General features: G+C 71.5%; 18 protein-coding genes, 1 pseudogene and 1 riboswitch. Of the genes and pseudogenes, 8 read left to right on the top strand and 11 right to left on the bottom strand.

The genetic code is table 11. From position 1 onward, the window contains the following. Nucleotides 1–69: 69 nt before the first annotated feature. The 4 genes from IE97_RS0105495 to IE97_RS0105510 form a co-directional block, all read right to left on the bottom strand. The gene (locus tag IE97_RS0105495; protein WP_030232011.1) at nucleotides 70–1,071 is read right to left on the bottom strand and encodes an ABC transporter permease; all 1,002 of its coding nucleotides are present in this window, start codon (nucleotides 1,069–1,071) and stop codon (nucleotides 70–72) included. Nucleotides 1,072–1,472: 401 nt separating this feature from the next. Then, nucleotides 1,473–2,267, bottom strand: a complete 795-nt coding sequence (locus tag IE97_RS0105500; protein WP_030232016.1) for an enhanced serine sensitivity protein SseB C-terminal domain-containing protein — start codon at nucleotides 2,265–2,267, stop codon at nucleotides 1,473–1,475. A 101-nt stretch (nucleotides 2,268–2,368) separates the two neighbouring features. Next, entirely contained in the window at nucleotides 2,369–3,157 is a 789-nt protein-coding gene (locus IE97_RS0105505; protein ID WP_030232021.1) for an enhanced serine sensitivity protein SseB, read from the bottom strand. A gap of 604 nt (nucleotides 3,158–3,761) precedes the next feature. Beyond that, nucleotides 3,762–4,430 carry an AAA family ATPase gene (locus IE97_RS0105510; RefSeq protein ID WP_030232024.1) on the bottom strand — a complete coding sequence of 223 codons (669 nt, stop codon included), beginning with the start codon at nucleotides 4,428–4,430 and terminating at the stop codon, nucleotides 3,762–3,764. 182 nt (nucleotides 4,431–4,612) lie between these two features. After that, a riboswitch (glycine riboswitch) is annotated at nucleotides 4,613–4,712 on the top strand. A gap of 100 nt (nucleotides 4,713–4,812) precedes the next feature. On the opposite strand from IE97_RS0105510, the gene gcvT reads away from it, so the two are divergent. The 4 genes from gcvT to IE97_RS0105530 all read left to right on the top strand — a co-directional run bounded on the left by gcvT (nucleotide 4,813) and on the right by IE97_RS0105530 (nucleotide 9,188). Continuing rightward, complete coding sequence (gene gcvT, locus IE97_RS0105515; RefSeq protein ID WP_420706056.1) at nucleotides 4,813–5,982, top strand: glycine cleavage system aminomethyltransferase GcvT; 1,170 nt, start codon at nucleotides 4,813–4,815, stop codon at nucleotides 5,980–5,982. 98 nt (nucleotides 5,983–6,080) lie between these two features. Next, nucleotides 6,081–6,458 (top strand): glycine cleavage system protein GcvH, encoded by a 378-nt coding sequence (gene gcvH / locus IE97_RS0105520; RefSeq protein WP_030232033.1) that lies wholly within the window; start codon nucleotides 6,081–6,083, stop codon nucleotides 6,456–6,458. A 14-nt stretch (nucleotides 6,459–6,472) separates the two neighbouring features. Continuing rightward, entirely contained in the window at nucleotides 6,473–7,735 is a 1,263-nt protein-coding gene (gene glyA / locus IE97_RS0105525; protein WP_030232036.1) for a serine hydroxymethyltransferase, read from the top strand. A gap of 85 nt (nucleotides 7,736–7,820) precedes the next feature. Continuing rightward, entirely contained in the window at nucleotides 7,821–9,188 is a 1,368-nt protein-coding gene (locus IE97_RS0105530) for an L-serine ammonia-lyase (RefSeq protein WP_030232041.1), read from the top strand. Nucleotides 9,189–9,230: 42 nt separating this feature from the next. Here the strand turns inward: IE97_RS0105530 and IE97_RS39200 are convergent, their stop codons facing one another. Beyond that, the gene (locus tag IE97_RS39200) at nucleotides 9,231–10,400 is read right to left on the bottom strand and encodes an ATP-grasp domain-containing protein (RefSeq protein ID WP_078603092.1); all 1,170 of its coding nucleotides are present in this window, start codon (nucleotides 10,398–10,400) and stop codon (nucleotides 9,231–9,233) included. Between the two features lie 90 nt (nucleotides 10,401–10,490). Here IE97_RS39200 and IE97_RS42790 point away from each other — a divergent pair. Continuing rightward, nucleotides 10,491–10,714 (top strand): annotated as a pseudogene (locus tag IE97_RS42790) (ABC transporter ATP-binding protein); the annotation flags it as partial. Nucleotides 10,715–10,799: 85 nt separating this feature from the next. On the opposite strand, the gene IE97_RS0105540 reads toward IE97_RS42790, so the two are convergent. From IE97_RS0105540 to IE97_RS0105565, 6 genes are all read right to left on the bottom strand, one after another. Beyond that, nucleotides 10,800–11,012 carry an EF-hand domain-containing protein gene (locus IE97_RS0105540; RefSeq protein WP_030232047.1) on the bottom strand — a complete coding sequence of 71 codons (213 nt, stop codon included), beginning with the start codon at nucleotides 11,010–11,012 and terminating at the stop codon, nucleotides 10,800–10,802. A 61-nt stretch (nucleotides 11,013–11,073) separates the two neighbouring features. Next, nucleotides 11,074–11,988, bottom strand: a complete 915-nt coding sequence (locus IE97_RS0105545) for a MerR family transcriptional regulator (RefSeq protein WP_030232051.1) — start codon at nucleotides 11,986–11,988, stop codon at nucleotides 11,074–11,076. Nucleotides 11,989–12,138: 150 nt separating this feature from the next. Then, nucleotides 12,139–12,747 carry an ATP-binding protein gene (locus tag IE97_RS0105550; protein WP_078603093.1) on the bottom strand — a complete coding sequence of 203 codons (609 nt, stop codon included), beginning with the start codon at nucleotides 12,745–12,747 and terminating at the stop codon, nucleotides 12,139–12,141. Nucleotides 12,748–12,914: 167 nt separating this feature from the next. After that, entirely contained in the window at nucleotides 12,915–13,682 is a 768-nt protein-coding gene (locus tag IE97_RS0105555; RefSeq protein ID WP_030232058.1) for an enoyl-CoA hydratase/isomerase family protein, read from the bottom strand. A gap of 325 nt (nucleotides 13,683–14,007) precedes the next feature. Beyond that, nucleotides 14,008–15,234 carry a L,D-transpeptidase family protein gene (locus IE97_RS0105560; RefSeq protein ID WP_030232061.1) on the bottom strand — a complete coding sequence of 409 codons (1,227 nt, stop codon included), beginning with the start codon at nucleotides 15,232–15,234 and terminating at the stop codon, nucleotides 14,008–14,010. Between the two features lie 161 nt (nucleotides 15,235–15,395). Beyond that, nucleotides 15,396–16,640 (bottom strand): L,D-transpeptidase, encoded by a 1,245-nt coding sequence (locus IE97_RS0105565; protein ID WP_030232064.1) that lies wholly within the window; start codon nucleotides 16,638–16,640, stop codon nucleotides 15,396–15,398. A 186-nt stretch (nucleotides 16,641–16,826) separates the two neighbouring features. Here IE97_RS0105565 and glgX point away from each other — a divergent pair, with 186 nt between their 5' ends. The 3 genes from glgX to IE97_RS0105580 all read left to right on the top strand — a co-directional run bounded on the left by glgX (nucleotide 16,827) and on the right by IE97_RS0105580 (nucleotide 22,845). Continuing rightward, nucleotides 16,827–19,085, top strand: a complete 2,259-nt coding sequence (gene glgX / locus IE97_RS0105570; protein ID WP_030232067.1) for a glycogen debranching protein GlgX — start codon at nucleotides 16,827–16,829, stop codon at nucleotides 19,083–19,085. A gap of 119 nt (nucleotides 19,086–19,204) precedes the next feature. Next, entirely contained in the window at nucleotides 19,205–20,998 is a 1,794-nt protein-coding gene (locus IE97_RS0105575; RefSeq protein WP_030232070.1) for an ABC transporter ATP-binding protein, read from the top strand. Beyond that, on the top strand, nucleotides 20,995–22,845 hold the full coding sequence (locus IE97_RS0105580) for an ABC transporter ATP-binding protein (RefSeq protein ID WP_030232073.1): 1,851 nt from the start codon (nucleotides 20,995–20,997) through the stop codon (nucleotides 22,843–22,845). The genes IE97_RS0105575 and IE97_RS0105580 overlap by 4 nt, the downstream gene beginning before the upstream one ends. The last annotated feature ends 26 nt before the right edge of the window (nucleotides 22,846–22,871 follow it).

The raw sequence follows: 22,871 nt of genomic DNA on the forward strand, positions 1-22,871 counted from the left end.
GGTCCTGAGCCGGAGAACCATGGGGTCAGCCACCTGACGGTGCGGCAGGGGCAAGTTCTTGTGAGAGCTTCAGCGGGCGCCCTTGGGGTCCAGGGCGTCGCGCAGACCGTCTCCGAAGAGGTTGAACGCGAGGACGGTCACGAAGATGGTCACGCCCGGGAAGACCATGAACATCGGGTCGTGCTCGTAGGTCTCCAGCGCGTCGCGCAGCATGCCGCCCCAGGACGCCGTCGGCGGTCGGACGCCCGCCCCGAGGAAGCTGAGCGCCGCCTCCGTGAGGATGTTGGTGGGGATCATCAGCGTCGCGTAGACGAGGATCGGGGCGACCAGGTTGGGCAGCAGCTCCCGGAAGAGGATGTGCCGTCGGCCGCCGCCGAGGCTGCGGGCGGCCTCGACGTACTCGCGCTCGCGCAGGCTCAGGGTCTGGCCGCGCACGATGCGGCCCACATAGGGCCAGCCGAAGAAGCCGATGACCAGGACGAGTACGGCGATCCGCACGCCCGAACCGGTCAGGCCCAGCAGGTCGTCGGGGAGCACCGAGACCAGGGAGATGATGAACAGCAGCTGCGGGAAGGAAAGCAGCACGTCCATGGTGCGGCTGATCAGCGCGTCGACCCAGCCGCCGAAGTAGCCCGCGATGACGCCGAAGAGGGTGCCGAGCACCATGGCGACCACGGCGGCGAGGAACGCCACGAGCAGGGAGATCCGGGCGCCGTAGACGATGCGGCTGAACACGTCGCGGCCCTTGTTGGGTTCGACGCCGAAGAGGAATTCGCTGCTCACGCCGCCCCACGCGCCCTGCGGCAGGTTGGTCAGCGGGTCCAGCTCGTCCTGGTGGAACTCGTTCGGCGGGTGGCCGAGCAGATTGACGATCAGCGGGGCGAACACGGCGACCAGGGTCAGGAAGAGGACGAAGACGCCCCCGGCGAGCGCGACCTTGTCCTGCCTGAGACGGCTCCAGGCGATCTGCTTGAGGGACCGGCCCTCGACCTTCGTGGCGCCTGACTCCGCCGGGTCGGCAGGAGCAGTCGGGGCCGCTTCCGCGGTCGTGTCGTGCAATGGCGCCGTCATCTGGCAGGGACCCCTCTCAACCGGCGGTGACCGGCCCGCACGTGCCGCGGTAGCGGCCTGATCGTCCGTCGTAGTCAGGGGTTCAGACCCCTCACGTGGTGCACAGGGGTGAAGAACCCCTGGTGCGGGGAGTCTTCAACGCTTCGCCGATCTGTTGCCAGACTTGACGGCGAATGGATGCCTAACCGTGATGCTGACCTGGAGATTCCGTTATGCGGACGTCACAGAACGTGAGTCGGACACAAGGCAGTTGGGGTACAAGAGGCAGAGCCTTGTATTTACCCGCGTAGATGCGGACATGTCCCGCAATATCGATGTCGTCCTCTGTGACCAGGCTGTGCGGGGTGGTTGGAGTGCGGTGAAGAAGGTCCGGACGCCCGGCGTGCGCCCGGAGAAGTCCGTCAGTACCCGCCCGGGTATCCGTAGCCGCCCGCGGCCGGGGCCTGGACCGGGGCGGTGGCGTGGGCCTCGCGGTCGTAGAAGGGGCGGGCTCTCGCGCGCAGCCACATGGCGACCGGGTCGTGCTCGTCGGACATCGCGACGGTCGAGACGGGCAGCCCGTCCGGTACGGCGCCCAGGGACTGCTGCATCATCGCGCGTACGGAGTCCACGGCCGGCGGCGAGGTGTCGTACACATCCAGTCCGATGGCGAGGTAGGGCGCTCCGAGCGCGGGCTGCACCCAGGCGCGGCGCAGCGAACGGACGGCCGGGGTGCGGTGGGCGTTCTGCGTGAGGAGGGCGTAGAACTGCGGGACCTCGATGGCCGGTTCGGACAGCCGCAGCGGGCCGGCGGGCTGGCGGTCCAGGCCCGTGGCGATCCGGCGCAGGTCGAGCCAGGGGATGCCGACCCCGCCGCCGGGGGCGTGCGGGTTGAGCCAGAGGCCGTAGTGGTCGGGATAGAGGGCACGGGCCACGTCGACGCCGTCGACCACCTCGTACGAGCGGTTCCAGCCGCTGGCGGAGAGCTCCTGGGCGGAGGTCACGCAGGGCGCGTAGCCGTGCCCGTCGACCTCCATGTTCCCGTACTGGGCGTCGGGGGAGCCGGCCTGGCCGTGCCAGAGGAGCATCCAGACCTGACCGGTGTGCGGGGTCGCGAGCGCGCGCAGGAGTGCCTCGTAGGCGTCGTAGCGCCCGGGCGTGACCTGGCGCAGCATGTGCTCGACCTGTCCGGCCGCGGCCGTGCCGCTCGCGCTCACCTTTACCGCCCCTTCGTACAACGCCTCAACCGTGACCTAGCTTAAGCCCGCCCGGGAGCTCGGGGCCCGGTGTCGGTTCGCGGGTCCGCCCGGTACCTGAACTACCGCTGGTAGAAGGGCCGGACCCTGGCGCGCATCCACTCCCCCACCGGGTCCTCCGCCACGTCCAGGAGGACCAGGTTGACCGGCCAGGGGGCCGGGGACCTGGTCACCGCCCGGGTGAGGGCCTCCAGGGGAAGGGCGCGCAGGTCGCCTTCCCACTGGGAGAGTTCGACGCCCACGAACATCACCGGGTCGGCGGTCTCGATCGCGGCGAGGCAGCGGCGGGCGGTGAGGACGACGCCGGTCGCCTCGAACTCGGCGGAGGCGACGCTGAGGAAGTCCACCGGGTCGTCCTGCCAGTCGGGCTCGAAGAGGCGGACCCGGCCGCCGCTCGCGGGGCCGTCCAGCGGGGTGCGGCCTGCCCGGCAGAGCTCGGCCACGGCGGGCGGCGGGAGCGGGATGCCGACCACACCGCCCGGGTTGATGGCTATCCCCGCGTGCGGGGGCAGGCCGCGGGCGAACTCCACGGCCGGGGCGATGGTGTACGACATGTGGGAGCCGACGACCTGACGGAACTGCTCCTCGGAGCTGAACACCGGCACGAACGCCTGGCCGTCGATCTCGATGCCGGGCAGGTCGAGGGGGCCGCTCTGCGGGCCGCCGCCGTTGGGGAGCGGGACCCACACGAAGCTCCGGCCGAGCACCTCGACGATCCGCCCGCCGGCCGACGGCCCGGCGCCGAGGGAGGCCGAGAGCACCTCCTCCAGCTCGTTGCCGGGCCAACCGCCGTGCGGGTGGGTCTGCGTCTGCGCCGGGAAGTCCGCGGAGAAGTCCGCCGGGAAGTCCATCTGCCTACCGCCTGCCTGGAACCACTGCTGTGGCTAAGAGGCTAACGGCTGACCGAGGGCGAGCGGTCCACGCGTACGCGACGCCGTCCGGCACGCGGCGATCCGCCGGCGGACCACGGCACCCGGCACCCGGCGGTCGCCCCTGAACCACGTCCCCTGGCCTGCCCTTGGACCACTGCACCCGACACGCGGCGAGCCGCCACGGGACCACCGCACCCGCCGTCCAGCGGTCACCCCCGAGCCACGCGGTCCGGCGATCGCCCCTGAACCACGTCTCCGGCGGTCGCGCAAAAACCGCGGCAACCGCCCTCCACCGCTTCCCCCTCGAGCCACGGCACCCGGCACCCAGCGCCTCACCCCCGAGCCACAGGGGTCCGGCCATCGCGCAGAAACCGCGGCAACCGCCCTCCACCGCTTCCCCCTCGAGCCACGGCACCCGGCACCCAGCGCCTCGCCCCTGAACCACGGAGCCTGCGCTCGCCCACCCGAGGGCCGGCACCCGGCACCCAGCGCCTCACCCCCGAGCCACAGGGGTCCGGTGGTCGCCCATGATCACGACGCGCGGCGTGCCGCACATCCGCGCCCGGGCCACGGCACCCGGCCGTCAGCCCGTGAAGCCGATACGGCGCAGGGTGTTCGCCGCGTCCCGGTCGGCGAGGATCGCGGAGCCGCAGCCGGCGGGCAGTTCGCCCCGCTCCACCGAGCGCAGCAGGCGGTGGGTCGCCGCACGGTGGCGCAGGAACGCGTAGCGCGAGACTCCGCGGCCGCGGTCGCGCTGGCCGGCCAGGGCCTCCTCCGCCGTGACGTCGAGCAGCAGCAGATGCAGGGCGGCGCCCCGGCGGCGGGCCTCGCGGGCGAGCCAGCGGCGGACCCAGGTCTGGGTGCCGCAGTCGTGCACGACGACCCCCTCACCGGTGCGCAGGGCGCGGCGCAGCCCGGCGTAGTGGGCGAGGCGGACGAGCGGGCGGTAGACCGCGTACGGCAGGAAGCGCGGCATGCGCCCCTCCCAGCGGTCGCGGGTGTCCTGGGAGTCGATGCGCCGACCCGGCACGGTGCGCCTCATCAGCGTGGACTTGCCGCTGCCCGGGAGGCCCGTGACCACGACGAGGTCGCGGGGGCCGAACAGCAGCGCGTGGGGGGATCGGCCGGCGCGGTCGCGCAGATCGCGGACGACCGGCACCGGCACCGGGCCGCAGACCGCCCGGGCCGCGCCGGCCGGCTGCCCGGGCAGCGCGACGCCCGTGGTCGTGGCGTACGCCGTGGTCCTGTTCACCGTGATCGTCCTCCCCTGGGGCCAGGTACGGAGTCCCATCCCCGCCGAGTGTAAAGAGAAGGTAATGCCCGATGTCTCTGGTTTTAGTCCTCTTCCTGCAACAGGACTGCTACAGGGTGATCCCCCTGCCGCCCCGCGAGGATGCGTGCAATGATGTGCGCGCCAACTGCATACCGGCCGTTTGAATCCGCGCGGGAGAGTTCCCAGCACCGCTGACGCTGGGGCGCCGAAGGAGCAAGTCCCTCCCTTGAATCTCTCAGGCCCCGTTACCGCGCGGGCGAGGCACATCTGAAAAGCGGGTCGCCGACCGATGGCGGCTCCACCCAAGGTGCAAGCCAGGGCCCCGTGCGGTCATGGCGAACCTCTCAGGTTCCGATGACAGATGGGGAGGACCGCCCTCGCCCGTCATTGCCCTGGGAGACGACCGACCGTGAGCAGTACAGGAGAACTCCGTCACACCGCGCTCGATGCCCTGCATCGTTCGCTCGGCGCGACGATGACCGACTTCGCCGGCTGGGACATGCCCCTGCGCTACGGCTCCGAGCGCGACGAGCACAACGCCGTGCGCACGAAGGCCGGGCTCTTCGACCTCTCCCACATGGGCGAGATCACCGTCACGGGCCCGCAGGCCGCCGCCCTGCTCGACTTCGCCCTGGTGGGCAACATCGGCGGCGTGAAGCCCGGCCGCGCCCGCTACACCATGATCTGCCGGGCCGACGGCGGCATCCTGGACGACCTGATCGTCTACCGGCTGGCCGAGACCGAGTACATGGTGGTGGCCAACGCCTCCAACGCCCAGGTGGTCCTGGACGCACTGGTGGAACGTTCCGCCGGTTTCGACGCCGAGGTGCGCGACGACCGGGACGCCTACGCGCTGCTCGCCGTACAGGGTCCCGAGTCGCCGGGGATCCTGAAGTCCCTCACCGACGCCGACCTCGACGGCCTGAAGTACTACGCCGGCCTGCCCGGCACGGTCGCGGGTGTCCCGGCCCTGATCGCCCGGACCGGGTACACCGGCGAGGACGGCTTCGAGCTGTTCGTGAAGCCGGAGCACGCGGTCGAGCTGTGGCAGGCCCTGACCAAGGCGGGCGAGGGCGCCGGGCTGGTCCCCTGCGGGCTGTCCTGCCGCGACACACTGCGCCTGGAGGCGGGCATGCCGCTGTACGGGCACGAGCTGAGCACCTCCCTCACGCCCTTCGACGCCGGGCTCGGCCGGGTGGTGAAGTTCGAGAAGGAGGGCGACTTCGTGGGGCGCGAGGCCCTGCGGGAGGCCGCCGCCCGCGCGGAGCAGAACCCGCCCCGCGTCCTGGTCGGCCTGGTCGCCGAGGGCCGCCGGGTCCCGCGCGCCGGGTACGCGGTCGTCGCCGGCGGCGAGGTGATCGGCGAGGTCACCTCCGGCGCCCCCTCCCCGACGCTCGGCAAGCCCCTCGCGATGGCCTACGTCGACGCCGCGCACGCCGCGCCCGGCACGCCCGGTGTGGGCGTGGACATCCGGGGCAGTCACGAGCCGTACGAGGTCGTGGCGCTGCCGTTCTACAAGCGCCAGAAGTAGACACTGGCCACGGGCGCCACAAGCGCTCCCGGGCACATCACCCGCTCACCAGCGGTCCCCTTCATCACCACTCCCGCGTGTACAGGAGAATTCAGGCCATGAGCAACCCCCAGCAGCTGCGCTACAGCAAGGAGCACGAGTGGCTGTCGGCCGCCGAGGACGGCGTCTCGACGGTCGGTATCACGGAGCACGCGGCCAACGCGCTCGGCGATGTCGTGTTCGTCCAGCTTCCCGAGGTCGGTGACTCGGTGTCCGCGGGCGAGACCTGTGGCGAGCTGGAGTCGACCAAGTCGGTGTCCGACCTGTACTCCCCCGTCTCCGGTGAGGTCACCGAGGTGAACGAGGACGTCGTGAACGACCCGTCGCTGGTGAACTCGGCCCCCTTCGAGGGCGGCTGGCTGTTCAAGGTGCGGGTCGCGGACGAGCCGGGCGACCTGCTCTCCGCCGACGAGTACACCGCGTTCTCCGCCGGCTGAGGAGTCGTAGCCGTATGTCCGTCCTGAACACACCCCTGCACGAGCTCGACCCGGCCGTGGCCGCCGCGGTCGACGCCGAGCTGCACCGCCAGCAGTCCACGCTCGAGATGATCGCCTCGGAGAACTTCGCTCCGGTCGCGGTCATGGAGGCGCAGGGCTCGGTCCTCACCAACAAGTACGCCGAGGGCTACCCGGGCCGCCGCTACTACGGCGGCTGCGAGCACGTCGACGTGGTCGAGCAGATCGCGATCGACCGCGTCAAGGAGCTGTTCGGCGCCGAGCACGCCAACGTGCAGCCGCACTCGGGCGCCCAGGCCAACGCGGCAGCGATGTTCGCGCTGCTCAAGCCGGGCGACACCATCATGGGTCTGAACCTCGCGCACGGCGGGCACCTGACCCACGGCATGAAGATCAACTTCTCCGGCAAGCTCTACGACGTCGTCGCCTACCACGTGGGCGACGACGGCCGCGTCGACATGGCCGAGGTCGAGCGGCTGGCGAAGGAGTCCAAGCCGAAGCTGATCGTGGCGGGCTGGTCGGCGTACCCGCGGCAGCTGGACTTCGCCGGGTTCCGCCGGATCGCGGACGAGGTCGGCGCGTACCTGATGGTCGACATGGCCCACTTCGCCGGTCTCGTCGCCGCCGGGCTGCACCCCAACCCGGTGCCGCACGCCCACGTGGTCACCACCACGACCCACAAGACCCTCGGCGGCCCGCGCGGCGGTGTGATCCTCTCCACGGCCGAACTGGCCAAGAAGATCAACTCCGCTGTCTTCCCCGGTCAGCAGGGCGGCCCGCTCGAGCACGTGATCGCGGCCAAGGCGGTCGCCTTCAAGGTCGCCGCCTCGGAGGACTTCCGTGAGCGCCAGCGCCGTACGCTGGAGGGTGCCCGCATCCTGGCCGAGCGTCTGGTGAAGGACGACGTCCGGGCGGTGGGCGTGGACGTCCTGTCCGGCGGCACGGACGTGCACCTGGTCCTGGTCGACCTGCGCCACTCGGAGCTGGACGGCCAACAGGCCGAGGACCGCCTCCACGAGGTGGGCATCACGGTCAACCGCAACGCCATCCCGAACGATCCGCGTCCGCCGATGGTGACGTCCGGTCTGCGGATCGGCACGCCGGCCCTGGCGACCCGCGGATTCACGGCCGAGGACTTCGCGGAGGTCGCGGACGTCATCGCCGAGGCGCTGAAGCCGTCCTACGACGCCGAGGCCCTCAAGGCCCGGGTGAAGGCCCTGGCCGACAAGCACCCGCTGTACACGGGTCTGAACAAGTAACGAAGAAACCTTTCAGGGCGTCCTGCCCCGCGCGGGCGGGACGCCCTGGCCCCCTTGCACCACCCCCGTAGTCAGGAGTCCCCCCGTGGCCATCTCGGTCTTCGACCTGTTCTCGATCGGCATCGGCCCGTCCAGCTCCCACACGGTCGGCCCCATGCGGGCGGCCGGGTTGTTCGCCCGGCGGCTGCGCAACGAGGAACTGCTGGAGTCGGTCGCCTCGGTGCGCGCCGAGCTGTACGGCTCGCTCGGCGCCACGGGCCATGGGCACGGCACGCCCAAGGCGGTGCTGCTCGGCCTGGAGGGTGAATCGCCGCGCACGGTGGACGTGGAGACGGCCGACGAGCGGGTGGAGACGATCAAGTCGGACGGCCGCCTGCGGCTGATGGGCGAGCACGAGATCGCCTTCTCCTTCGACGACGACATGGTCCTGCACCGCCGCAAGGCCCTGCCGTACCACGCGAACGGCATGACCCTGTGGGCGTACGACTCCTCGGGCGCGGAACTGCTGACGAAGACGTACTACTCGGTCGGCGGCGGCTTCGTCGTCGACGAGGACGCGGTCGGCGCCGACCGCATCAAACTCGACGACACCGTGCTGAAGTACCCCTTCCGCACGGGCGACGAGCTGCTGCGCCTGACGGAGGAGACGGGCCTGTCGATCTCGGCGCTGATGCTGGAGAACGAACGGGCCTGGCGGACCGAGGGGGAGATCCGCGAGGGCCTGCTGGAGATCTGGCGCGTGATGGAGGAGTGCGTCGCGCGCGGCATGTCCCGCGAGGGCATCCTGCCGGGCGGTCTGAAGGTGCGCCGCCGGGCCGCGAACACCGCGCGCAAGCTGCGCTCCGAGGGCGACCCGCAGGCCCTCGCCATGGAGTGGATCACGCTCTACGCGATGGCGGTGAACGAGGAGAACGCGGCCGGCGGCCGGGTCGTCACCGCCCCCACGAACGGCGCGGCCGGCATCATCCCGGCGGTCCTGCACTACTACGTCAACTTCGTGCCCGGCGCCGACGAGGAGGGCGTGGTCCGTTTCCTGCTCGCCGCGGGCGCGATCGGCATGCTGTTCAAGGAGAACGCCTCCATCTCCGGCGCCGAGGTCGGCTGCCAGGGCGAGGTCGGCTCCGCCTGCTCGATGGCGGCGGGCGCGCTGGCCGAGGTCCTCGGCGGCTCACCCGAACAGGTCGAAAACGCCGCGGAGATCGGCATGGAACACAACCTCGGCCTGACCTGCGACCCGGTCGGCGGCCTGGTCCAGATCCCGTGCATCGAGCGCAACGGCATGGCCGCGGTGAAGGCCGTCACGGCCGCGCGCATGGCGATGCGCGGCGACGGCTCCCACAAGGTGTCCCTGGACAAGGTCATCAAGACGATGAAGGACACCGGCGCCGACATGTCGGTGAAGTACAAGGAGACGGCCCGGGGCGGGCTGGCGGTGAACATCATCGAGTGCTGACGAGGACTCCGTCCGGCGGGAGGCGCGGCGGCGGGCCTGCGGTCACCGGGCCGATGCGCGTACGTCCGCCACGGCCGCGGGCAGGCCGGCCGGGTCGTCGGTGACGACGACCGCCACGACGGTGTCCGTACCGGGCCAGTCCTCGGCCAGCACGACCCGTGGATCGGCGAGCGCCGTCTCGGCCAACTCGGCTGCCGGGCGCCCGGACCTGGGCAGGAGCACCATGGCGGCGCCGCGCACCGGCTCGGGGATCTCGCCCGGCGGTTCTCCGCCGGTGAGGAGGGCGAGCAGCGTCTCGTAGGGCCGGACCGCCCCTCGGTGCGCGTACGGAATGAGATGGGAGTTGATCAGGTCGCCGCCCAGCCGTCCGCCGACCTCCAGCACGACGGGCCCCGCGGGACCGAGACGCAGATCGACGTGGAACCCGCCGGTTTCGAGGCCGACGGCGAGCACGGCCTGTTCGGCGGCCCGCGCCAGGCCCTTGACCTCCGAGTCGGGCAGGGCGGAGGGGACGGCCGTGGCCCATGACGGGGAGAGCGGCCCGTCGACCCACTTGTCGGTGACGCCGAGGATCCGCACCGTGCCCTCGGAGACGACACCGGAGACGGAGTGTTCCGAGCCGTCCACGTACTCCTCGACGAGGAAGTCGCCGGTCCCGGAGTAGTTGGCGGCGGTGAGCGCGAACACCTCGTCCAGGCCGGTGCCGTCGGTGATCAGCGCCATGCCGCGGCCGCCGGAGCAGTGCGCCGGCTTGAACACCAGAGGGCGGACGCCGGCACCGAGCTCCGCCACGACGGCCCGCAGGTCGTCGGCCGTCCGGCCCGCCCGCCACGGCGGGTTGAGGCCGTACGGTTCCATGGCCCGTCGCTGGGCGGCCTTGTCCGTGGTGACGGCCGCGGCCGCGGTACCGATGCCGGGCACCCCGAACCGTTCCGCGAGCAGAGCGGTGAGGCCGACGTACTTGTCACCCCAGCAGACGACGGCGACCGGGGCCTGGCCGGCTGAGGCCTGCGCGGCCTGGTCCGCGAGGGAGGAGCCGCGGTCGAAGGAGCCGCGCTGGTGGCCGGGGAGCCCGGTGTGGGAGACATCGGCGTCCGAAGCGACATGGACGCTCAGTCCCCGGGCCGCTGCGGCGTCGAGTTCGGCCCGCCATTCCAGCGGTGAGCGCCGCAGGCCGAGGTAGAGCACTGTAGGGGTGTTGGCTGTGGTCATCTGTCAGAACCGTTCTGGCGGCCGGACCGCCAAGGATCGCTGTCGTGAAGGTTTTTGACTACCCATCATGCAGTCGGTGCAGGCGCCCACGGCCATCCGCACCTGGCGACGGTCCTGGTCACCCACACCTGGAGGAACTGCCCGCCCACACCACGCACGCCCTGCTGCTGCGCGAGGGCCGTCCGCTCTCCGGCGGCCCGGTGGCCGGGGTGCTGACAGCCGGCCGGCTCGGCATGTGCTCCGACCTGCCGCCGGCACGGGAACGGCACGACGGCCGCTGGAGCGTCCGTACCGCACACCGGGCGCGACCGTGAGCGGCGCGGGCCGGACATGACGAGGGGCCCGGTCCGTCCGCGGACGGGCCGGGCCCTCACTCCTCGCAGCGCCGGAGCGCCCGCGTCACTTGTTCAGGTAGCTCCAGAACTCATCGAAGCTCAGCTTCTTGTCGCCGTCGAGGTCGCGGGCCTTGATGACGACCTCGGCGACCGACTCGGTGACGTTCCAGTCGCCCGACCGGGCCAGGGCGGTCTTGAACTCGGCAGCGGTGATGTAACCGTCACCGTCCGTATCGATCCGCTCGAACTGCTTGCGTGCTTCCTCGATGTCCGCCACCGATCCGCCCCTACTCTCGTGTTCTGCGCCGTGCCGACGCGTCCTGCTGACGCAGGTCAGATTAGCTGCCCGTACGTGCCTCCAGCGCGGCGACCACCCAGGCGAACTCCTCCCGGTACGCCGCCTCGGGCCCGGTGCCCTTCACGGCCGCGAGCAACTCGCGGTAACGGGCGACCCGGCCGGTGGCGTGCGACCGCAGCCGGTCCAGCACGATGGCGGGGTCGGCCTCGCCCAGCAGCTCGCGCACCACCTCGGCGGCCTCCGGCGAGTCGGGGGCGATACCGCGCCCGCGGGCGTCGGCGCCCAGTTGCACGAGCCGCCGGGAGAACCACAGGGACGCCCCGGCCGGCGTGTCGTGCCCGTGGTCGGCGGCGTTGAACTCGGCGGCCCGGCGCATCTCGGCCCTGAAGTCCGGGCTCTGGAGCATCTCGGCCAGCTCCAGCCAGGCGTCGACCTGCTCGGGAGTGGGCTCTTCGGGCAGGTCGGCGGCGGTGCTCCGCATGCGTGCGCGGATCACCGGGTCCGCCGTGTCGAGCCCGTGGAAGATCTCGTCGACGAACTCCTCCAGGATGCGCCGCCGCTCGGCCGCCGACAGCCGTGCAAGTCTGTTCACCAGAGTCATCTCCTCCGCGTCGGACCCCCGCTTCGCGACCGTCGACAGCACCGCACGGGTCACCTTCAACGACCGGATCTGCGCGTCGAGCGCGACCACGTGCGCGGCCGCGACCTGAGCCACCGTCGTCTCACCGGCCAGCACCCGGCGGATGTCCGCGAGCCCGAGCCCGAGCTCGCGCAGCGTCCGGATCAGCTCCAGGCGCGCCACGGAGGCGGCGTCGAACAGCCGGTAGCCGCCCGCGGACCGGGCCACCGGGGGCAGCGCGCCCTCGTCGGACCAGTACCGGATGGTGCGCACGGTCAGCCCGGTGGCCCGGGCCAGTTCGCCGATGGTGAGCAGCCCGGTGCCGTGGTTGGTCATGTGCGGGAGTCTGGACCCTCCAGCGGGTGGAGACTCAAGGGGCCGGTCAGTGCCGGGACCGGCCGGACTCGCTCACCGGAAGGCGCCCGTGTGGCCGGGCGGGTAGCGGCCGGGTTGCGTCGAGCGCCGACCTCCCGGGTGGGGCAGGCGTCAGCGTTCCGTGACCCGCATCTCGAACCACGTGGTCTTTCCCCGGGGCAGCAGGTCGACGCCCCAGCGGTCGGCCAGCTTGTCGACGAGGAACAGGCCGCGTCCGCTGATGTCCATCGCCTGGACCGGCATCAGACACGGCAGCCCCCGCGAGGGGTCACGGACCTCGACACGGATCCAGCCGCGGCGCCGGTGCAGACGCAGTCCGAAGACCCGGGCGCCGGTGTGGCGTACGGCGTTACCGACCAGCTCGGAGACGAGTAACACCGCGTCCTCCGTGGTCTTGGGGGGGAGCCCCCAGTGGCGAAGGATCACGACCTGGGCCAGTCGTCTGGCGGTGGCCGCGGATTCGGGGCGGGACGGCAGTGGGACCTCCGCCTCCGTCGGATTGCCGTACAACTCCAGTGCCTTGAGCGCGCGTTCGTCCTCGACGGTCGGCGACCAGCGCGCCGCGGCCGCATGTGCGTGTCCCCGCGGCTGTTCCATACCCTCCAGCCCCGCCATGCCCCCATCATGGCCGCCTGGAGCACCCCCGGGGGCCGTTCCCGGGGAATACGCCCCTGGGAACGGACCGCCGTCCAGTGACCCGATGACATATGCCAAAGGCATTTCGGAGTCCACCGCAGCGGCTCTGACCTGCGACGATGCCCCGCTTCGCGACAATGGGCGGAATCACTCGATCCGACACGCTTAAGGCTGCCTTAAGGCTGTCATAAACCGCCCCATCGAGGGATGGGGATCAGACGCCGCGTCAACTGCAAGCCCTGAAGGGGGATTCACAGGAACTTCGCCTTGCCCGGCCCTTCCTCCACGAAGCTGCGCATCCCCCGCTCGCGGTCCTCGGTGGCGAACAGGCCCGCGAACCAGTTGCGTTCGATCGTCAGGCCCGTGTCGAGGTCCGTCTCCAGACCCGCGTCGATGGACTCCTTCGCGGCGCGCAGCGCGAGCGCCGGGCCCTGCGCCAGCTTCGCGGCCCAGGCGTGCGCCTGCGTGTACACCTCCTCGGCGGGGACGACCCGGTCCACCAGGCCGATCTCCTTGGCCTCGGCCGCCTTCACCATCCGGCCGGTGAAGATCAGGTCCTTGGCCTTGGAGGGGCCGACCAGCCGGGCCAGGCGCTGGGTGCCGCCGGCGCCGGGGATCAGACCGAGCAGGATCTCCGGCTGGCCGAGCTTGGCGTTCTCGCCGGCGATCCGGTAGTCGGCGCACAGCGCGAGTTCGCAGCCGCCGCCGAGCGCGTAGCCCGTGACGGCCGCGACGACCGGCTTGGGAATCCGCGCCACCGCCGTGAACGAGTCCTGCAGGGCGCGGGCGCGCAGGACCATCGCGGTGTGGTCCATCGCCTGCATCTCCTTGATGTCCGCGCCGGCCGCGAACACCTTCTCGCCGCCGTAGACCACCACGGCCCGCACGTCCTCGCGGCCCGCGGCCTCCTCGGCGAGTTCCTTCAGCCGGTCCTGCGTGGCGATGTCCAGCGCGTTCATCGGCGGGCGGTCCAGGCGGAGCGTGCCGACGCCTTCAGCGACTTCGAGAGTGACGGTCATAGGGAGCAGGTTAACGGGGGCTAACGGGTATCGGACCGGTGCTGTGAGTCACATCCGGCCGGGGGTCCGGGGGTCGTCCCCCGGGGCAAGCACAGCACGGGGGCTAACGGGTATCGGACCGGTGCTGTGAGTCACATCCGGCCGGGGGTCCGGGGGTCGTCCCCCGGGCAAGCACAGCACGGGGGCTAACGGGTATCGGACCGGTGCCGTGAGTCACATCCGGCCGGGGGTCCGGGGGTCGTCCCCCGGGCAAGCACAGCACGGGGGCTGACGGACGGGGCCCCGGTGTGGTCCGTCACACCGGGGCCCCGTCGTCAGTTCGGCGTCACCGCTTCCACTTCTCCCACGACATGTTCCACCCGTTGAGCCCGTTGTCCGGGTCGACGGTCCTGTCCTCGGAGTTCTTGACGACCACCACGTCGCCGATCATCGAGTGGTTGAAGAACCACGCGGCGGGCACCTTCTTGTCCCAGCCGCCGCGGACGTCGCGCAGGCCGATGCAGCCGTGGCTGGCGTTGTAGTTGCCGAAGGCGCCGCTCGCCCAGTAGTTGCCGTGCAGGAAGGTGCCGGAGGTGGTGAGGCGCAGGGCGTGCGGGACGTCCTTGATGTCGTACTCGCCGCCGTAGCCGACCGTCGCCCCGTTCATCCGGGTCACGGGGAGCATCTCGCTGATGACCATCTGGCCGTTCCAGGTCTCCATGCCGGGCTTGCCGGTGGTGACCGGGATGGTCTTGATCACCTTGCCGTCGCGCATGACCTTCATGGTGAGCTTCTTGGCGTCGACGACGGAGACCTGCTCACGGCCGATGGTGAAGTCGATGGTCTTGTCCTGCTCGCCGTAGACGCCGGGGCGTCCTTCGACGCCGTCGAGGTCGAGGTCGACGGTCACCTTCGTGCCGGGCTTCCAGTACTTCTCGGGGCGGAAGTCGAGACGGTCGTTGCCGAACCAGTGTCCCTCGACGTCGACGGCCGGCTCCGTCCTGATGCGGATGGCCTTCTCGACGTCCTCCGGGTTGGTGATGCCCCGGCTGAAGCGGATGGAGAACGGCATGCCCACCCCGACCTTGGAGCCGTCCTCGGGGGTGAAGCTGCCGATGAAGGTGTCGTCCGGCGTCAGGGTCGTGAAGCCGGCGTCCTCCGCGGCCGTGCGGCCCTCGGAGTCCTTGGCCACCGCGTGGACCGTGTACTTGGTGGCGGCGGCCAGGTGGGTGGACGGCGTCCAGCCGGCGCCGTCCCCGGATATCTTCCCGTCTATCTTCCGGCCCTTGGCGTCCTTGACCACGACCTCCGTCAGCCTGCCCTTGGCGGCGGTGACCTTCAGCGTGCCGCTGGTGTCGACGGACTTCGCGCCGTCCTTGGGCGTGATGCTGACGACCGCCTCGGACTGCTTGCTCCGCGCGGCGTCCGAGCCCTTGCCCTTGCCGTCTCCCTCGCCGGAACCGGTCCCCCCGCCACCGCACGCCGTGACGGCGAGGAGCAGCACGCCGACCATCAGCGCGAGAAGTCCGTTCCTGCCACCAACCGACGCCCCCGATATCGGTCGCCCGTTCAAGTTGTTCTCCCCTCCCCGGGCCTGGTCAGGCCCGCACCCCTGCGCGTCCCCCGCGCACCGGCGAATAGTAACCAGAGGGCGCCGGGCCCCGACGGCCCGTGACTGTCACTGTTCAGTCCCAACTTCAACGGAAGGTCGGGGCAATCCGCCCCCCTGCCGGGTTACTTCACCGCGCTGCCCGCTTTCCATGCCTTCCAGCCCATATTCCAGCCTCCGAGCCCGTTGTCGGCAGCGACCTTCTTGTCTTCGCTGTTGACGACCTCCACGACGTCCCCGACGAGGCTGCGGTCGAAGAACCAGCCGGCCGGGGTGGCGGGGCCGCCCCCCTTCACATCGCGCAGTCCGATACAGCCGTGACTGACGTTGCTGCGTCCGAAGACGGTGTGGTGGGCCCAGTAGTTGCCGTGCAGGAAGGTGCCGGAGTCGGTCAGGCGCATGGCGTGCGGGACGTCCGGGATGTCGTACTCGCTCTTGCCGTCGCGCTTCTTGAAGCCGACCGTGGCGCCGTTCATCCGGGTGACCTCCAGCATCTCGGTCACCACCATCTTGCCGTTGTACGTGGTGGTCTTGGGAGCGCCGGCCGTGACCGGGACGGTGGCGAGTGTTTCGCCGTCGCGCAGCACCTCCATGGTGTGCCGGGCCGCGTCGACCACGGAGACCTGGCTGCGGCCGACGGTGAAGGTGAGTGACTTGTGCTGGAGGCCGTAGACCCCGCGCGCCCCCTCGACGTCCCGCAGGCGCAGGGTGACGGTGACCTGGGTGCCGGGTTTCCAGTAGTGCTCGGGGCGGAAGTCGAGGCGGTTGCGGCCGAACCAGTGGGGGCGGATCTCGACGGCGGGCCGGGCGGTGACCCGGACCGCGCGTTCCACGGCTGCGCGGTGGGTGATCTCCCGGTTGAACTCCAGCGAGACGATCATGCCGGTGCCGACCGTGGCGCGGTTCTCCGGGGTGACGTAGCCGATGAAGCGTTCCTCGGGGACGTACGTCGTGAAGGTGGTGTGCCGGGCCGAGCGGCGTCCGTCGCCGTCCACGGCCACCGCGTCGATCGTGTACTTGGCGGCGAGGGCCAGGCGCTTCTCCTCGGGTTCCCAGGTCAGGCCGTCGGCGGAGAGGCGCCCGGGCACCGGGGTCTCCTGCGCGTCCTGCGACCTGACGACCTTCACCGACTCCAGGCGGCCGTCGGGCACGCGCACCCGCAGCTTCCGGCCGGGGCGCACACCCCTGCTGCCGTCGTCGGGGGAGATCCGGATGACGTCCTCGGGCGCCGGGGGTGCGCCGAACGCCCCCGCGATCCCGCCCGCGTCGTCCGAGGTACAGCCCGTTGCCCCGGTCAGGAGCCCTGCCCATGTCACTACGGCGGCCAGCGCGGCCCTCGCGCGCCGCGCGCGCCCTTGTACGTGCCTCACGTGGTGCCCAACGACCGGCCGCGTCCCCGGGAAACGACCATGCCCGCCCCGAGGGAAACGTGAGTGCGACCCATGCTCTGGGCAGAACAGTGGGGAGGACGACGCGCAGGGTAGCCGCGCCCGGGATGCAGCACGGGCCGCGCCCCTCTGGCCCCCGTCGTTCCACGAGCCGCGGGAGGCTGACAGGTGTCCAGCGCAGCCGAGCAGGAGGCGGTGGCCGGTCATCAGGCCACCGGGAACGGGCGCCAGGCCGCCGCGAACGGTGTACGGCGGGCCGCGCCGCCGCCCGCGACGACCGCCCGGCCGGGCGCGCCGACGCCGCTGGGCGCCCGGTTCCGGGTCGCCCCGGACGGAGTGGCGGGAACCAACTTCGCGCTGTGGGCAGGCGGGGCCGAGGCAGTCGAGCTGTGCCTCTTCGACGAGGCGGGCAAGGAGTCGCGGGTCCGGCTCGCCGAACTGACCCACGGGATCTGGCACGGCTTCGTCCCGGGTGTGCTGCCCGGGCAGCGCTACGGCTACCGGGTGCACGGCCGCTGGGATCCCTGGACCGGCGCCCGCTGGAACCCCGCGAAGCTGCTCCTGGATCCGTACGCCCGTGCGGTGGACGGGGAGTTCTCGCTGCCGGCGGAGGTGTACGGGCACGTCCGTGACTGGCCGCAGCAGCACGTCGCCGACACCGTGCGCGACGAGCGGGACTCGGCGCCGTACGTCCCCAAGGGCGTCGTCGTCCACGATGGCGGAACCGAAGACGAATGGACGTACGACCGCCGCCCGAAGACGCCGTGGGCCGACTCGGTGATATACGAGCTGCACGTCAAGGGCTTCACCCAGCGGCACCCGGACATCCCCGGGGAACTGCGCGGCACCTACGCCGGCCTGGCCCATCCGGCCGCGATCGAGCACCTGGTGAAGCTGGGCGTGACGGCGGTGGAGCTACTGCCGGTGCACCAGTTCGCGCACGAGGACCACCTGCTGCGCAAAGGCCTGCGGAACTACTGGGGATACAACTCCGTCGGCTACTTCGCCCCGCACGCGGCCTACGCCGCCTCCGGGACGCGGGGCCAGCAGGTCGGCGAGTTCAAGCGCATGGTGCGCGCCCTGCACGCGGCCGGGATCGAGGTCATCCTCGACGTGGTCTACAACCACACCGCCGAGGCGGGCGAACTCGGCCCGACGCTCTCCCTGAAGGGCATCGACAACCGCGGCTACTACCGCCTCCAGGACGACGCCCGCCGCTACGCCGACTACACCGGATGCGGCAACACCCTGCATGTGGTCCAGCCGCACGTCCTGCGGCTGATCACCGACTCGCTGCGCTACTGGGTGACGGAGATGGGCGTGGACGGCTTCCGCTTCGACCTCGCGGCGGCGCTGGCCCGCTCCATGCACGACGTCGACATGCTCTCCCCGTTCCTGGCCGTCATCGCCCAGGACCCGGTGCTGCGGCGGGTGAAGCTGATCGCCGAGCCGTGGGACGTCGGCTCGGGCGGCTACCAGGTGGGGGCGTTCCCGCCGCTGTGGACGGAGTGGAACGACCGGTACCGCAACGCCGTACGGGACTTCTGGCGGCACGCGCTGCCGGACGTACGGGAGATGGGCTACCGCCTGTCGGGCTCCAGCGACCTGTACGCCTGGGGCGGGCGCAGGCCGTACGCGTCCGTCAACTTCATCACCGCGCACGACGGTTTCACCCTGCGCGACCTGGTGAGTTACGAGCGCAAGCACAACGAGGCGAACGGCGAGGGCAACCGGGACGGCACGGACGACAACCGTTCCTGGAACTGCGGCACCGAGGGCGAGACGGACGACGAGGGCGTACGGGCGCTCAGGCGCCGCCAGCTGAGGAACCTGCTCACCACACTGCTGCTGTCGACGGGCGTGCCCATGCTGGTCGCGGGTGACGAACTCGGCCGCACCCAGCGTGGCAACAACAACGCGTACTGCCAGGACAACGAGATCGGCTGGGTGGACTGGGGGCTGCTGGAGGATCCGGGCTGGAAGGCACTGTTCGAGCTGACCTCCCGGCTGATCGCGTTGCGCCACCGGCACCCGGTGCTCCGGCGCCGGGCCTTCTACTCGGGCCGGGCGCAGACCGCGGACGGGCTGCGCGACCTGGCCTGGTTCACCTCCCGGGGGACCGAGATGACGGAACGGGACTGGTACGCGCCCGCCGCCACGCTGGGCATGTATCTGTCCGGGCGGGACATCCCTGGCCGGGACGAGTTCGGGGAGCAGATCCTCGACGACAGCTTCCTCGCCGTGCTGCACGCGGGCGAGGGGCCGGTGAACTTCATGCTGCCGGGGCCGCCGTGGGCGGAGCGGTACGAGGTCGTCGTCGACACGAGCCTGGAGGAGCAGGGGGAGGCGCCGGGCGTGGAGCACGCGGCGGGGGCGGAGATCACGGTGCCGGGGCGGGCGGTGCTGCTGCTGAGGGTGGCGGGCTGAGGCGTCGTTCCGGCTCCCCCTCGGGCACCCGTGCGCACAGGTCGTAGGACCAACGGCCGACCCGCGGCCGGGCAAAACTCGGTGGGCGGTTTCAGTGGCGGTCCGTAGGCTCGCTGCTGATGGCCACCACACCCGCACCCGCCCAGGACCGTTCCGCCGTGCGTACGCTGCTGCGCCTGTGGCCGTACGTGCGGCCCGTACGGGCACGGCTGTTCACCGCCGCGTTCGTGGCGATAGTCGCCTCCTGCGTGGGTCTGGTCATCCCGCTCGTCCTGAAGTGGATGGTGGACGGGCCGGTCGCGGACCGGGACCCGGCCGGGGTGTGGCTGGGGGCGCTGTACCTGCTGCTGCTCGGCTTCGCGGAGGCCCTGCTGTTCGGGCTTCGGCGGTGGCTCGTGGCGCGGCCCCTGTCCCACGTCGAGGCGTCGATGCGGGCCGACCTGTACCGGCACCTCCAGCGGCTGCCGGTGGCCTTCCACGACCGGTGGGCTTCGGGACAGTTGCTGTCCCGGGGCACGACCGACCTGATGCTGCTGCGCATGTTCCTCGCCTTCCCCTTGACGTTCCTCCTGGTCAACGGGGTGACGATCGTCGTCGGGGTGGTCATCATGCTGCTCCAGGACTGGACTCTGGGGCTGGTCGTCCTCGGCCCCGCGGTGCCCGTCATGGTGACCTGCGTGATCTTCGAGAAGCGGTACGCGAAGGTGGCCCGGCTCGCCCAGGACCAGGTCGGTGACCTGACGACGGTCGTCGAGGAGAGCGTCCTCGGCATCCGCATCATCAAGGGCTTCGGCCGCCACCGGAGCCAGGCGCGGGCGTTCCGTGAACTGTCGGGGACCCTGCGCGGCACGGAACTGCGCAAGGCGCGGCTGCTGGCGACGATCTGGGGCGTCATCGTGACGCTGCCGGAGGTCGCCATCGGGGCGGCGCTGGTCGTCGGGGTCGTCCAGGTGGCCGACGGGGGCTTGTCGGCGGGCACGCTGGTGGCGTTCCTCTCGACGGCGCTGGCGTTGCGGTGGCCGGTGGAGTCGATCGGGTTCCTGCTGGCGATGAGCCAGGAGGCGGCGACGGCCACGGAGCGGTATTTCGAGGTGATGGACGAGGAGGTCGAAGGGGCTGCCCCCGTCGCCGGCGCGAGTCCGGCCGGCGGCGGAGACAGGGGGCTTCGCTTCCACGGCGTCACCTTCCGCTACCCCGACGCCCCGCCCGGCTCCCCGCCGGTCCTCGACGAGGTCGACCTCCACATCCGTCCCGGCGAGTCCATGGCCCTGGTCGGCGCCACCGGCAGCGGCAAAACGACGCTCACCGCGCTCATCCCCCGCCTCTACGAGCTGACCTCGGGCCGCATCACGCTCGACGGCGTCGACATCACCACCCTGTCCCGGCAGGCCCTGCGCGCCAAGGTCGCCGTCGCCTTCGAGGAGCCCACGCTCTTCTCGGCCCCGGTCGGCGACAACGTTCTCATGGGTGCCGACGGCGCCGCCGGGGCTGCCGACCTGGAGCGCGCCCTGTCCGTCGCACAGGCCGACTTCGTGTACGCGCTGCCGCAGGGGACGGACACCCAGGTCGGGGAGCAGGGCCTCAGCCTCTCCGGCGGGCAGCGGCAGCGCCTCGCGCTCGCCAGAGCCGTCGTCGGGCAGCCGGAGTTCCTGGTGCTGGACGACCCGCTGTCGGCCCTGGACGTGCACACGGAGGCCGCCGTGGAGGCCGCCCTGAGGCACGTCCTCGCGGACACGACCGCCCTCATCGTGGCGCACCGCCCGTCCACCGTGCTGCTGGCCGACCGGGTCGCCCTGCTGTCCGGCGGCCGGATCGCCGCGGTCGGCACCCACCACGAACTGCTGCGTACGAACGCCGAGTACGCGCACCTGATGTCCGGAGAACAGTCAGGGGAAGAGGAGGGCGCACGATGACGGCGGCCACCACCACACCGGCCGATCAGGAACCCGAGGACCGGCCGGCCGCCGCCGGCGACCCCTTCGACCGGGACGTCCTGCCCACTCCCCCGGGCGCCACGGCCGCCCTGCTGCGTTCCCTGCTCGCGCCGCTGAGGGCCCGCGTCTCGGTCACCACGCTCCTGCTGCTGCTCCAGCAGGCGGTCGTGCAGGCGGGGCCGCTGCTCGTGGCGTACGCGATCGACCGTGCCGTACCGGCGTTCCGGGCCGGGGACCAGGGGCCGCTGATCGCGGTGGCCGTGGGATATCTGGCGTGCGCGCTGGCCGCCGGAGGTCTCCAGTTCGCGTTCGTCGCGGCGGCGGCCCGCGTGAGCCAGGACGTGCTGCTCGACCTGCGCGGCCGGATCTTCCGCCACGCGCAGGCGCTGAGCGTCGACTTCCACGAGCGCTACACCTCGGGCCGGCTCATCTCCCGGTCCACGACGGACGTGGAGTCGCTGCGGGAGCTGCTGGACGAGGGCCTCCAGGAGCTCGTGACGGTCATCCTGTCCTTCGTCTACATCTCGGCGATGCTGCTCTGGCTGGATCTGGGCCTGGGCGGCGTGGCGCTGGCGTCGTTCGTGCCGCTCTACGCGCTGGTGCGGCTGTACCAGCGGCGGGCCGGGCGGGTGTACCGGGCGCGGTCCACCGCGATCGCCGCCGTCATCGTCAAGTTCGTCGAGACCATGAACGGTATCCGGCCGGTGCGCGCCTTCCGCCGTGAGACCGTCAACGACGCGGACTTCGCCGTGCTCAACCAGCGGCACGAGCGGACCAACGGCGACGCGCTGCTGGAGATGGCCCGGTACGTCACCGGCTCGCGGCTGGTCGCCAACACGGCGGTCGCGGCGATCGTGCTGTGGGGTGCCTACCGGGTCGCGGACGGCACGCTGGCCCTCGGTGTGCTGGCGGCGGCGGTGCTGTATCTGCGGCGGCTTTACGACCCCATCGACCGCCTCGGGATGTTCCTCAACTCGTACCAGTCGGCGGCGGCCTCGCTGGAGAAGATCGCCGGGCTGCTCGCGCAGACCCCGTCCGTGCCCGAGCCGTCGGCTCCCCGGCAGCTGCCGCCACTGGAGGGCGAACACCCGGGCCGTGAGGTCGTCTTCGACGGCGTCCGCTTCGGCTACCGCACCGGCGGCGAGGTGCTGCCCCGCTTCGACCTGACGATCCCGGCCGGACAGACGGTCGCCGTCGTCGGCTCGACGGGTGCCGGCAAGTCGACCCTGGCGAAGCTCCTGGCCCGGTTCTACGACCCCTCCGGCGGCCGGGTACTGCTGGACGGCGTCGACCTGCGCGACCTCGCCGTGCCCGAACTGCGGCGCGGGGTGGTCATGGTGACGCAGGAGGCGTTCCTCTTCTCCGGCACGGTCGCCGAGAACATCGCGATCGGCCGCCCGGACGCCGGCCGCGAGGAGATCGAGCGGGCGGCGAAGGAGATCGGCGCGCACGACTTCATCAGCGCCCTGCCCGACGGTTACGACACCGACGTCCGCAAGCGGGGCGGCCGCATCTCGGCCGGTCAGCGCCAGCTGGTGGCGTTCGCACGGGCGTTGCTCGCCGATCCGGCGGTGCTGATCCTCGACGAGGCGACCAGCTCGCTGGACATCCCGGGCGAGCGGGCGGTGCAGCGGGCGATGGCGACGGTGCTGAAGGGCCGTACGGCGGTGGTCATCGCGCACCGGCTGTCCACCGTCGAGATCGCGGACCGGGTTCTGGTGATGGAACACGGGAAGATCGTGGAGGACGGCGAGCCGGCCGAACTCGTCGCGGGGACGGGCAGGTTCGCGGATCTGCACCGGGCCTGGCGGGACAGTCTGGCGTAGGGCGGGGGCGGAGGGCGGGGGCGGAG

The organism is Streptomyces sp. NRRL S-455, from assembly GCF_000717875.1.
Classification (GTDB): Bacteria; Actinomycetota; Actinomycetes; order Streptomycetales; family Streptomycetaceae; genus Streptomyces.